The 12,995-nt window shown below is 50.2% G+C and carries 9 protein-coding genes; 4 read left to right on the top strand and 5 right to left on the bottom strand.

Features of this window, described 5'->3' with window-relative positions; all coding sequences use genetic code 11:
• Positions 1-38 precede the first annotated feature (38 nt).
• On the bottom strand, positions 39-1,094 hold the full coding sequence (locus tag BZG25_RS02260; protein ID WP_077577798.1) for a 3-deoxy-7-phosphoheptulonate synthase: 1,056 nt from the start codon (positions 1,092-1,094) through the stop codon (positions 39-41).
• 185 nt (positions 1,095-1,279) lie between these two features.
• Positions 1,280-2,749, bottom strand: a complete 1,470-nt coding sequence (locus BZG25_RS02255) for a YdiU family protein (protein WP_077577799.1) — start codon at positions 2,747-2,749, stop codon at positions 1,280-1,282.
• A gap of 182 nt (positions 2,750-2,931) precedes the next feature.
• Between BZG25_RS02255 and BZG25_RS02250 the strand changes: the two genes are divergently transcribed.
• Positions 2,932-3,765, top strand: a complete 834-nt coding sequence (locus BZG25_RS02250; RefSeq protein ID WP_046073204.1) for a S1 RNA-binding domain-containing protein — start codon at positions 2,932-2,934, stop codon at positions 3,763-3,765.
• A gap of 241 nt (positions 3,766-4,006) precedes the next feature.
• On the opposite strand, the gene BZG25_RS02245 is transcribed toward BZG25_RS02250, so the two are convergent.
• Genes BZG25_RS02245 through BZG25_RS02235 form a run of 3 tightly spaced genes read right to left on the bottom strand, consistent with a single transcriptional unit; the run spans position 4,007 to position 9,662 of the window.
• Positions 4,007-6,643: a PqiB family protein gene (locus BZG25_RS02245; RefSeq protein WP_077638479.1), complete on the bottom strand. Its 2,637-nt coding sequence runs from the start codon at positions 6,641-6,643 to the stop codon at positions 4,007-4,009.
• Positions 6,606-7,859 (bottom strand): paraquat-inducible protein A, encoded by a 1,254-nt coding sequence (locus tag BZG25_RS02240; RefSeq protein WP_077638478.1) that lies wholly within the window; start codon positions 7,857-7,859, stop codon positions 6,606-6,608. The genes BZG25_RS02245 and BZG25_RS02240 overlap by 38 nt, the downstream gene beginning before the upstream one ends.
• Positions 7,860-7,862: 3 nt before the next feature.
• Positions 7,863-9,662 (bottom strand): ABC transporter ATP-binding protein, encoded by a 1,800-nt coding sequence (locus tag BZG25_RS02235; protein WP_077577803.1) that lies wholly within the window; start codon positions 9,660-9,662, stop codon positions 7,863-7,865.
• 76 nt (positions 9,663-9,738) lie between these two features.
• Here BZG25_RS02235 and BZG25_RS02230 point away from each other — a divergent pair, with 76 nt between their 5' ends.
• From BZG25_RS02230 to prc, 3 genes are all read left to right on the top strand, one after another.
• Entirely contained in the window at positions 9,739-10,197 is a 459-nt protein-coding gene (locus BZG25_RS02230) for a GAF domain-containing protein (protein WP_046073208.1), read from the top strand.
• Between the two features lie 114 nt (positions 10,198-10,311).
• Positions 10,312-10,968: an RNA chaperone ProQ gene (gene proQ / locus BZG25_RS02225; RefSeq protein WP_069362426.1), complete on the top strand. Its 657-nt coding sequence runs from the start codon at positions 10,312-10,314 to the stop codon at positions 10,966-10,968.
• Between the two features lie 17 nt (positions 10,969-10,985).
• Positions 10,986-12,995 (top strand): carboxy terminal-processing peptidase, encoded by a 2,010-nt coding sequence (gene prc / locus BZG25_RS02220; protein ID WP_077577804.1) that lies wholly within the window; start codon positions 10,986-10,988, stop codon positions 12,993-12,995.

The following is a 12,995-nucleotide window of genomic DNA, read 5'->3' as shown; positions in this document are numbered from 1 at the left end:
TGGGGCGTGAGCCAGTCACGCCGATAAATCGTCAGTCATTATGGGGTGTTGCGCGCCGCGACGGCATCAGCCAGTTGCTCGAGCAAGCGCTCGGTATCGGCCCATCCCAGACAGGGGTCAGTGATCGACTGGCCATAAACGCGTGATTGCTCGTCACCCATGGTTTGATTGCCTTCTTGTAAGAAGCTCTCAGCCATGATACCGGCAATCGCTTGCTCGCCATGGCGGATCTGATCAGCAATATTCGCGCATACATCAAGCTGGCGGCGATGCTGCTTTTGGCAATTACCGTGGCTGAAGTCTACCACAAGCTTACCAGGCAATTTGAAATCGCTTAGCGTTTGCGCGGCGGCTTTCACATCGTCGGCGTAATAGTTCGGCTGATGACCGCCGCGTAAAATGACATGCCCATCTGGGTTGCCTGCGGTTCGATAAATGGTCATGCTGCCATTTTTGTCGGGTGAGCAGAAAAGGTGAGACTCTCTGCTCGCGCGAATGGCATCGACGGCAATACGGATATTGCCGTCTGTGCCATTTTTAAAGCCGACAGGGCTGGAGAGTGCAGAGGCCATTTCACGATGAATTTGTGATTCTGTCGTGCGGGCGCCAATCGCTCCCCAGCTGATCAAGTCAGCGATATACTGACCCGTGATCATGTCGAGAAACTCGGTAGCAGTCGGCAGTCCCATTTTGTTGATATCGAGCAGGAGCTCACGCGCCGTAAACAGGCCTGCACGAATATCACCGCTTCCGTCAAGGTGCGGGTCATTGATAAGGCCTTTCCAACCGACAACCGTACGTGGCTTTTCAAAATATGTGCGCATCACCACCAATAATTGGTCGCTGTACTTATCGGCGAGCGGTTTAAGCTTGGCTGCGTAATCACGGGCCGCGTCGGGATCATGAACAGAGCAGGGACCAACAATCGCTAGCAGCCTCGTATCGTCGCCATTGAGAATACGACTGATCGCCTGTCGTGCGGCGGTAATATGGTGAGCAACATTGTCGTTGATGGGGTGGGCAGCTTCCACCTCTGCAGGCGTAGGCATGGTATCAACCACACGTGTTCGAAGCTCATCGGTTTTCAGTGGCATAGAGGACAGCCTTCCTCACATCTTATTCTGTTGCGAAGCCAGTAAGATAGCAAAAAACGCCGCCCATGAAAGCATCAATGTGACATCTGTTGGATTTTTCTTGTCAGAGCGGTGATCACCGAGGCGTATTTTAGTGAATTGATGATGAGCGCCTCAGTGGCAAATGACTCAGGCGCACGTTTAGGCTACGAGGAGCAGCTAAGGGTCATATCTTTCTCTTCATCGGCGGGACGCCGAGCAAGAGAGTCAAGCGCGGAATGTGACGCAAACGGGGAAGCCAGTACTGTCATCAAATTGTGAGTTGGCTGCATGTCACCTTGTTCTGCCGCCTCTATCGCCTGCTGGGCCAAATAATTACGTAAAATAAACTTAGGATTGGTTGCCTGCATGCCAGCGAGGCGAGTGTTGTCGTCATGATCTGCCACCCGTTGGTGGTATTCGCTTAACCAAGCCGTTAAGGCATCGGCATCTGATACGAGGTCGTTAAACTGGCTGAGTGTCTTTGCACTTAATAGCGCCTCTTGCTTGATGTCACTGAGCCTGCGAAAGAAAAGGGTGTAGTCGACTTGTTGAGATTCGAGCAATGAAAAAAGCGCGTTGAACAAATCACTGTCCCCTTGCTGTGCATCGGACAACCCTAGCTTGTCGCGCATGGCTTTGCTGTAAGCTACCTGGAGATGGTGTTCATAACCGCCGAGAATGTCGTTAATCACGTCACTTTCAAGCAGTGGGGTAAAGGCGTAGCCAAGCGCAGAGAGGTTCCATAGCGCGATAGCAGGCTGCTGATTAAAGGCATATCGCCCCGTGTAATCAGTGTGGTTACAAATATTGCTCGGGTTGAAATCATCCAAAAAAGCATAGGGGCCATAATCGAAGGTCTGGCCTAAAATCGACATATTGTCGGTATTCATGACACCATGGTTAAAACCAACCGCTTGCCACTTGGCAATCATTTCTGCCGTGCGCTCGACAATTTCTTGTAGCAAGGCGGCATAAGGCTTCTCGGCCTCGGCAAGCTCAGGAAAATGGCGTGCAATGACATAGTCTGCCAGCGTACCCAGTGCATCGTGCTGTTGGCTGTAAAACAAGTACTCAAAATGGCCGAAACGCACGTGGCTTTCCGAGACCCGAAGTAAGGTTGCGGCCGTCTCGATGCGCTCGCGCATCACCGGGGTATCGCTGGTGGCCATGGCTAATGCCTGCGTGGTAGGGATGTTGAGTCCCTTCATGGCCGCGCTCGCGAGATACTCACGGAGGGTGGAACGTAACACCGCACGCCCGTCGCCGTGGCGGCTATAGGGCGTTTTTCCCGCCCCTTTTAAATGCCAATCCCAGAGTGTGCCATTATCATCACGCCACTCTCCCAATAACACCCCACGACCATCACCGAGCTCAGGGTTGTATTGGCCGAATTGGTGCCCTGTGTATTTCATTGCAAAGGGTTTGCGGCCCGCAAGCGGCGCCTCCGCAGACAGAATTGCACGAAAGCGTTCACTGTGAATGTCTGCCGTCGTTAAGCCGAGTTCATCAGCTAGCGCGGCGTTGTATGTTAGAAGCCGGCCGTTGTCCAAAGGCGTAGGGGTCACTGCTTTACCCAATGCGCTCCCTAATTGGCTAAAGCTAAACCGAATATGTTCACCATCAAATACTGCCATGCATCCCCCTTTAGGTTAATCATTTAAGCCTAACAGCCTGTCAGCCGCTAACAAGGGATAGAATGTAGGGGTATTGGTTGACATGGGTTGGTGTTTTTTTCCTCACCCGAACCGTATTTCTTCCACATCTCAAGGACAAATTGCGTATACTCACGGGCATTATTTTCTACAGCGCTGAGACAATGATTAAACTAGGGCAATACAACAAACTATCAGTGGTGAAACAGGCAGACTTTGGCGTGTTCCTTGATGGCGATGACTTTGGCAATATTTTGCTGCCGACCCGTTACGTCCCTGAGAATACCCGTGTTGGTGATACGCTCAATGTGTTCATCTACTTTGACTCCGAAGATGAGATTATTGCCACGACTGAAACACCCTATGCGCAAGTGGGTGAGTTTGCATCATTGCGCTGTGTTGGCGTCAATACGGTCGGGGCGTTTGTCGACTGGGGGTTAAGCAAAGATTTGTTGGTGCCCTTTAGCGAGCAACGTACGCGCATGGAGGAGGGAAAACCCTATGTGGTGCGGGTTTATACCGACAAGGCATCTGGGCGTATTGTTGCTAGCCGCAAGTTCAATAAGTTTATCAGTGAGGAGCCGCCTCAGGTAAAAGTCGGCGATAAGGTCTCGGTGATCATTACTGACATCACTGATCTCGGCTTTAAGTGCGTGGTGAATAACCAGCATTGGGGGCTTATCTATCGCGCTGAAGCGTTCGGTAAGCTGTTTATCGGCAAAAAACTTAGTGCCTATGTAAAAACCGTTCGTGAGGATGGCAAAGTTGATCTGGCATTACAAAAACATGGTAAAGCGCGGGTTGACGATCTCAGTGACAAAGTGATTAAGATGCTAGAGAGCAAAGGGGGCTTTTTACCACTTAATGATAAAAGCTCACCTGACGCTATTTTTTCTCTCTTTCGTACCAGCAAGGCGACCTTTAAGAAAACACTGGGTGGGCTTTATAAGCAACGTAAAATTCGTATTGAACAGGACGGCATTTACCTGAACAAGTGACGGTGTCACAAATTCCCGATAAAAAAAGACCCGGAACGTCCTGTTCCGGGTTCAGGGAAAAGGCTCAAGGAGCCATATGCCAATATTTAGGTTGTGATTCCTATAGTGTAGTCTATCAATAGCGACATGCCAGTTTGTGACACAATTTTGTTAAAGGATAAGTATTATCAGGGACCTAGCGAGCGCGTTGAGGTCCCTGATTTTTTAGCGAGCATATCGAGGGTCGCTTAGTACAAGCAGCTTATGGTGTTGGAATAGCCGTTCGCCATTCTTGCCATACTTTTTTACTCTCACTGTGCAGCAAGAAGTGACGATGATCATTGGCCACTGGCTGCAAAGGTTGATCGTCCGGGGTTGAGAAAGCAATACCGCCTTTCAGCAAACTATCAATCGTGCCGCTTTTGAGATCTGCACCCGTTAGTCCAATGGAGACATCGACCCCGGACTCGTTCCAAAAGACCGTGTTTTCACGAACCAGGTGTGCATATTGCGGCGCGATTTGTAGTTCGAAAATGACTCGGTCAGACAGTTCGCCTAATCTAACGCTAGAGACAATACCCACTTCGATATCGCGATGTAATACCGGTGTGCCAGGGGCGATAGAGTGGCGAGCGTCGCTCTCCAGGATGAGTGTCAGCCCTTTTGGGTATTTGGGCGAGTCATGGAGGGTGAACTGTTGGGTGAAGTCACCCTCGCCGGGGACCACCGAGATATAGGTGCCAAATAGTGAGTCCAAGTTCTCTGTTTTGGTCAGACTGAGGACGGGTTGAGTGAGCCAGAAATAGCTGCCGGTGCGTGCAAGCGCATTTTTGTATTCAGGGTAGAGACGAGCCTGAATGGTCACGTTTTCGTGGTCGAAGTCGGGGCTTAGGGTGATCACTTCGCCAACATCGACTCCTTGATAACGGATCGCGCTGCCCACTTTTACCCCGTTGGCCTGGTCAACCGTTAGCCTAATATCTACACCGTATTGAGCGGCTTCTTGCTTTGAGGGGTAAAGCTTCCAATCTCCGTTTCGTTTATTACTAATACCAGGCATGGTGCCGAACGCAATACCGCCGTTAACCAGTGAACGCAACGAGCCTGTATTAATTTCGACGCCGCTGAGGTTGGCTTTGATATCCAGCCCAGATTGATTCCAAAATACGGTTTGTGGATTAATCAGATGCTTATAGCGATTACTCACTGCAATGGCGATGGACACAGTGTTGCCGTTAAGCTGATATCCTTCCACTTGGCCGACCACAAAATTGCGGTACATCACGGGACTGCCTTCACTCACACCAGGCATACGACTCGCCACTAAGGTAAAGCGTGTTTCACCGCGTGCATCTTGCTTGGCGTGCTTCGCTTGAATAGGGGAGGTGTAAAGTGGATATGTCTCATTGATGCCTTTCGCCCCTTCGCTGGTAAAGCTTAAAGCCGGGTCGGCGATTTGTTCCATCGCTGGCACGACCACATTGAGACCGTCACCACTGAGCTCGCCCGTGATCCCACCGAGAATAAAAAACTGCGATTGTTGTTTCACCAAGTGGCGGTATTCTGGATAAATCAATAGCTTTAAAGTGACAGTGTCACTTTCATTGAGCGCGACACGGTCGATAAAGCCCACTTGAATGCCGCGATGCAATACTTTGGTGTGGGGGGTTAAGCCGTATGCATCGTCTGCGGTTAAGGTTACTGTGAGGGCACCGGTCAGTTGCTTTTGCTGTTGGTGCCAGGTTCGGGCGGTAAATACATCGTCAGGCATCGCGGGATCAGCATCTGCCGAACCAGGTTGGATCGTCAAGTAGTTGCCGAGGACTAAATTACCCAGATTCTTTAGTCCATCAAAACCAATTTGGGGCTGCTCTATCTGAAAGTAGGTGTCTTGGTTGAGCAGCCAGGTCATGCTCGGGTCAATGTGTGCGGTTGCGACTGGACGTTGTTGCTGTGCCGCGACGTCTATGTGGGTAATTTCACCGACTTCTAATCCTTGATAGGTGATCTTCGTCCCCGCGCCGGGCAGCCCATGTTGTTCAGGGAGCGCTATTTGTATCGATTGACCGCGTGCGGCCTGCGAAAGGCTTTGGTAAAGCTGAAAAGGGCGATTGTCCTCAAGTGTTGGGCTTGCTTTCGGGGAGTCGAATGCAATGCCACCGGCAATCAAGCTCGCCACACTCTCGAGCTGCACATCAACACCCGACACATCAACATTGGCTTTTACACCGCTGATCGACCAAAAGCGTGAGTCTTGTTTGAGTAAATGCGAGAATTGCGGCTCAATTAACGCGGAGAGCGTCACCCCTTGCGAATCTTGATCAAGCCGGTAACTGTAAATTTCGCCGACACGAATTTTCCGATAGTAAATCGGCGAACCGACATTCAGTGAGCCTAATGTCGGTGCGTGTAGCTTGACGGTTGTGCCGGCTTTTTCTGCGATATCTGTCGGTGGTTCGTCACGCGCGACGAAGGATAGGCTGGGGTCACCACTGCCAGGCTGTAAGGCAATATAGTTGCCTGAGACCAAGGTTTCGAGGCCGCTGATCCCAGTGATCGAGGCGCGTGGTTTCACAAGCCAAAACTCGGTGCCACTTGTGAGCAGTTGCGTCGCCTCTGGATAGATATTGGCGTCAACATAAATGCCGTCCAAGTCATCCGCGAGTGTAATATTTCGCACCTTACCCACTTCCAACCCTTGGTAACGGATCGTGGTTTGCCCAGCCTCCAAGCCTTGCGCATCGCTAAACACAATTTGAATCCGTTGCCCCGCTTCACTGATGGATTGAAACAGGAGCCAAGCGGCCATCAGCAAGGCCAATACAGGCAGTATCCATAGGGGAGACAAGCCATAGCTGCTTTTAACGATCGGTGAGGGTATGTCTTGTTTGTCGCTCATGATGATCCCATATCAAACGCGTATCAAGAAATTCAGTGGCAAGCATGGTTAATACCACGACCAAGCCGAATGCAATGGCACCCGGTCCAGGCATAAAGTCCATAATGCGACCACGATCGACTAAGGCGACCATAAACGCAATCACAAATAAGTCCATCATCGACCACTTTCCAATCCATTTCACCCCTCGGTATAGCCACATATGTTGACGTGGTGTGATGGCGGTGGTGCACCGTAAGCTTATTAATATCAAACCTAGCCCTAGTATCTTTGCTACGGGCACGACGATGCTGGCAGTAAAAATGATCGCAGCGATGCCTGGCATCCCATTATTAATCAGACTCGCGACGCCCGAAAAAATGGTGTCTTCAAGTCGAATGCCGTTGGAGAACAAAATGGAGATTGGGAACAGGTTGGCCGGAAACAGAAAAATGGTAGCGGTAATTAAACAGGCCCAAGTCTTTTGCTCGCTTCGAACCATTCGGCGGTGAAGCGGTAAATGACATCGACGACAGTGATCGCTTTCCTGGTGCCCTTGTGTTAAGCCGCAGTGGCTGCACCGGATAAGAGGGGATGGCTCGGATTCTGGTGCTGGGCGAGTAAAGGCATCCCAGTATCTTTGCGTGTTTACCCGCACCAGTAAAACCGATAGTAGGATTTGTATCGTCGCATAGCAGGCAAGCCCCACGGAAAAGTGCAAGGTGGCGTAGTCTTGAATTTTAAAACAGGCGATGGCTAAGCTGACCATTAAAACATCCGCCATCACCCAGTGGCGGCTGTGCGCAATCACGCGTACCGCTGGGCGAAACCAGCGGATGGATTGTTGGCGTCGAGACAGGTGCATCACCAATAACGCACAGGTGAACAAAAGCGGTGCAAATGAAGCACAGAATATGACGAGGCTAGCGACAAACGGGAATGAAGACCAGAGAATCTTGGCACCGGTAAGCACGGATGTGGTGATGGTTTTTCCCAACAAATCGATGGAAAGGAGCGGCAGAAGGTGAGCGGGAAGAAACAGCACCAAAATCGTGAGTGCCAAGGCTATCTCTCCATTAAAAGACAGCCGTCGTCCGTGCGCGAGCTTGGTCGCGCAACGTGGGCAGATAGCAAGATGATCGGAGTCAGTTTGGCACGGTTGTAACACCAGATCGCACCCCGAGCACCTCGTTAAAGGTGGGGACGCCGCAAACGGTGTGTCTGGTGACTGTGTCATGGTCTACTTTCCCGCCGCCTGTTGTATTTGCCCATACAAGGTTTGATATACCCCGGGCGCATTGACTAACTCTGTGTGCGTGCCTTGTTGGGTCACTTGTCCTTCATCCAACACATAAATCACATCGGCTTCTTTAACCGCAGAGAGGCGGTGAGCCACGATAAGGGTCGTCCGTCCCGCCAAAAATGTTTGCATTGCTTGATGTAGCGCGCGCTCAGTGGCCGTGTCTAGGGCGGACGTGGCTTCATCCAAAATAACCAGTTTAGGGTCACTCAGGAGCATTCGTGCAATCGCCACACGTTGTCGCTGACCGCCAGATAAACGGATCCCTTGTCGTCCAAGCGGTGTATCTAGCCCGTCGGTGAGTTGTGTCACCACATCCCCCAATTGGGCGTGCTCGATAGCTTGCCAAAGCGCGGTGTCGGCAAGGTGACGGCCTAAGCATAAGTTATTTCTCAACGTATCATTAAACAGCACTGGCTGTTGCAATACCACGGCAATTTGATGACGGAGAGCATCCATGTCGACATGGTTAATCGAGTGGCCGTTAAAGCGTATATCACCTTGTTCTACCGGATACAGTCCTAACAGCAACTGAATAAGGGTTGATTTTCCGCCGCCACTGGCACCAACCAATGCCACACGCTGGCCGGCAGGGATACGCATGCTTAAACCATTGAGTACCGACTTATCCTCATCGTAGGAGAAACATAGATTATCAATCTCGACCGTTAAGCCCGAGGCCTGTGTGTGGGCGGCGATACGACTTGGGTCAATGCCCGCGGGTCGACGCGGCTCTTCGGCCAGTTGTAAAACCTCATTAATACGCGTCATCGCGGCTTTAGCACTATACCAAGCAAATTGAATCCCGAGCAGCTCTTGCACTGGGCCGAGCATAAACCACAAATAACCAAACACCGCGAACATCAGACCAATCGATAAATCACTGAAAAAGACCATTCCCATTGCTACAGCGCGAAAGAGCTCGAAACCGATCAAGAACATTAAAAATGATAAGCGTCCCGCGGCTTCTGACTGCCAGGCATACTTGTCAGCACTGTCTTTAATCTCACTGGCACTGTGGTCAAGCTGACGCAAATACTCACGTTCACGATTGGCAGCACGAAGTTGATACAAACCGTCTAACGTATCCACGAGACGTTGCTGGAAGCGCTCAAAAGATTGGTTCTCTTGTGTTTTAAGGTGCTTAACTCGTTGGCCAAGGGTGCGGCTTAACGCCACGACAATAGGGTTAATCAGTAAGATGAACAAGCCGAGTCGCCAATCAATCCAAAGTAAGACGACCGCGGTGCCGGTGACCGTCAACAGACCAATAATAAACTTGCTTAGTGTGGTACCAATAAACTTATCGATGGTTTCGACATCGGTGACAAGGTGAGAGGTGAGGCCGCCACTCCCACGTAATTCGTACTCACGCATACTGATCCGCCCAAGTTTGGCGATCAAGTGTTGGCGGATTTTGTAGGTGATTGCCTTACCAACCAGGGTAAATTGGCGGCTTTGTAGAATGTTAAGTCCTTGGCTGACGATGCGCATGATAACGACAATGATCAGCACAGCGGCAATGTAAACGCCCGCCTGTTGCCAGCTTATAGGCAGGAGGGTGTTGAGTACCGCAAGTCCCCAGTCTGGCTTATCCAATAGCACCTCATCGACCAATAACGGCATGAGTAACGGGATAGGCACACTGACCAAGGTGGCGGCAATGGCTACCACGTTAGCCCAAATGAGCCGGGTGCGATGGGGTCGAGCTTGGTCAAGAAGCCAGCGCCAGGTGATCATAAATAGGGATACTCAATTGAAAAGTCTTTGGATTATTTCTATTGTAATGGTCTTGTTGTTTGAGATGCAGTGATTTATGGAAAACAAAGCTGATTTTTACCGCTTGTTAACCCAACAAGCGGTTGCGTTGTGCGAAGGGGAACCCAACCTTATTGCAAAACTGGCCAATATAAGTGCGTTACTCAATAGCCAGCTTGAAGATATTAACTGGGTGGGTTTCTATCTCGACGAGGGAGAAGAGTTAGTCCTTGGCCCGTTTCAAGGTCAACCAGCCTGTGTACGCATCCCCTATGATAAAGGGGTATGTGGGGCCGCCTATCGTCAGGATACCGTAATGCGAGTAGAAGATGTGCACGCCTTTGAAGGACATATTGCGTGTGATGCGGCGAGTAACTCGGAAATTGTGGTGCCTGTTCGGGTCAATAATCAATTGCAGGCAGTACTGGATATTGATAGTCCAAGTATCGGTCGCTTTGACCAAGAAGATGAACATGGACTCGCTACCTTGGTCAAAGAAATGCAAAAACACTTGTGATTTCGCCAATCTTGGTAGTTTTTTCATATCAGGTATCTATAATACGCACCACTTTCATACTTAAATACACGTAGATACGCTGCTGTGGTTTCTCGCAGCAGGCCAGGAAAAAACATGGAAAATACTGAAAAGCTCGCGAACAGCAAAGAAGTCATTGCCTACATTGCTGAACGTTTCCCTAAATGTTTTACTGTTGAAGGCGAAGCCAAGCCATTAAAAATTGGTATTTTTCAAGATCTTGCGACACGTCTTGAAGGCGATCCCAAGGTAAGCAAGACCCAATTGCGCGCCGCGCTTCGTCAGTACACGTCTTCCTGGCGTTATCTGCACAGCGTGAAACCAGGGGCGTCACGCGTTGACCTTGATGGCAATGCGTGTGGCGAGCTTGAGCAAGAGCATATCGACCATGCTGCGCAGACCTTGTCAGAAAGCAAAGCGCGTGCGGCAGAGCGTCGTAAGCAGCAACAAGCGAAAAAGTCAGAAGGCCAGGCGAAAAATGCGGGTAAAACCGCACCAAAAGGCAAAAAGGCGGCTGCGCAATCAGCGAAAGGCCGTACGAGTAAACCAAAGCCCGCTAAAATGACTAAGAAAGAGAGTGAGCCACGTCGCGAACTCAACGCCAACGATGTTGTCGTAGGTAAAGACGTGAATGTGAACATGGGCAACGGTAATCTGCCAGCGACCATTGTTGAAATTAATAAGGATGAGGTGCGTGTTCGCCTGACTAACGGGTTAACCATGTTAGTAAAAGCGGAGCACCTCAGCGCCTAAAGGAGACTCCTCGACGCATGTTTTGTCGACGCCGCGTTTCGGCTATCGCTGCCAGCTTGATGCTGGCAGCCTCTGCCCAGGCCGTAGAAGCCAATTTTCAACTCAGTGAACTACCTTCACTGTCCGCTGAACCCCAACACGAAACCGCTTCCAAGCGTGTAACTTCTCGTTTCACTCGATCCCACTATAAGCAGTTCGCGCTCGACGATGCCTTCTCGGCGGCGATTTTTGATCGTTACTTGGAAACACTGGATTATAATCGTGTGTTTTTAACCCAAGATGATGTCGAACGTCTATCTCGTTGGAAAACGCGTTTAGATGATCAGCTCAAAGAAGGTGAGACACAAGCGGCCTATGCGATTTACAACCGTGTGCTGAAAAAACGCTTTGAGCGTTATCAGTACGCGCTGCACGTGTTGGATAAACCCTTTGATTTCTCTGCTGACGAAAGCATGGTGCTGGATCGTACTGAGCTGCCATGGGCGGCTAACGAGGCCGAGCTGGATGCTATCTGGGACAAGCGGGTAAAAAATGATGCCTTGAACCTGCGCTTAACGGGGAAAGAGGATGAAGAAATCCGAGAGACCTTGGGCAAGCGTTATAACAGCGCGTTAAAGCGTTTAACGCAAAGCCATAGCGAAGATGTGTTCCAGGTCTACATGAACGCCTTCGCGCGTGAAGTTGACCCACATACTAGCTACCTTTCACCGCGCAATGCTGAGCAATTCCAGTCGGAAATGAATTTATCCCTCGAAGGGATAGGGGCGGTATTGCAGATAAAAAATGAATACACAGTGATTCGTTCTCTCGTTGCGGGTGGCCCTGCATCCAAGTCCAAACAGTTGTCACCCGGTGATCGAATTATTGGTGTGGGCCAAGAAGACGAAGCGATTGTCGATGTGATTGGCTGGCGACTGGACGATGTGGTCGAGCTGATTAAAGGCCCGAAAGGCAGTGAAGTTAAACTGAAAATCTTACCCGAAGGGGCGAATGCTAAAAGTTACAATGTCACGCTAACCCGTGACAAGATTCGCTTGGAAGATCGCGCAGTAAAATCTGAAGTGATTGAGCGCGGTGACGAAAAAGTTGGCGTACTGACGGTCCCCGGATTCTATGTTGGTCTGGCCGATGACACCAAAAAAGAGATCGCGAGTCTGAAAGAAAAGGGCATTAGCGGTATCGTCGTGGACTTGCGAAATAACGGAGGGGGGGCACTGAGTGAAGCAACCGCGCTCAGTGGGTTGTTTATTGACCAAGGCCCTATTGTACAAGTCAGAGACAGCTATGGGCGAGTGAAAGTCAACAGTGATACGGACAATAAACGTTTCTATGATGGCCCGATGACGGTGTTGATTAATCGCTACAGTGCCTCCGCTTCGGAGATTTTCGCGGCCGCCATGCAAGATTATGAGCGTGCGGTGGTGATTGGCGAACAATCTTTTGGTAAAGGGACCGTACAGCAGCACCGCTCTTTGAATCATATCTACGATTTATTTGATAAGCCGTTAGGTTATGTGCAGTACACGATCCAAAAGTTTTATCGGATTAGCGGTGGCAGTACCCAAAATAAGGGTGTGGTGCCAGATATTGTCTTCCCTTCTCCCGTTTCACCGGATGAAACAGGTGAGAGTGTGGAAGAAAATGCCTTGCCATGGGATCGAATTGAGAAAGCGGATTATCAGCCTAGATCCTTGCCTGATTCGGTGCTTAATACGATAGGTGAAAAGCACAAAGCGCGGATCAAAGATGATCGAGAGTTTGATTTCATCCGCCAAGACATTGCGCGCTATCAAGAAGAGAAAGATAAAAACACAATCTCCTTGAATGAAGACGCACGGCGCAAGGAAATGGATCGAGAAGATCAAGAACGCTTGGCGCGATTAAATGTACGTCAGAAGGCGTTGGGTGAACCGCCCTTCAAAACGCTCGATGATGTGCCTAAAGACTATGAAGAGCCAGATGCATACTTAGATGAAGCCGCGAGCATCACAAAAGATTTGGCTAACCTTCTTTCAGCCAACCGTTAA

It is taken from the genome of Salinivibrio sp. ML198 (assembly GCF_001996015.1).
Classification (GTDB): Bacteria; Pseudomonadota; Gammaproteobacteria; order Enterobacterales; family Vibrionaceae; genus Salinivibrio; species Salinivibrio siamensis.
This window is presented reverse-complemented; position numbering and strand designations above follow the sequence as displayed.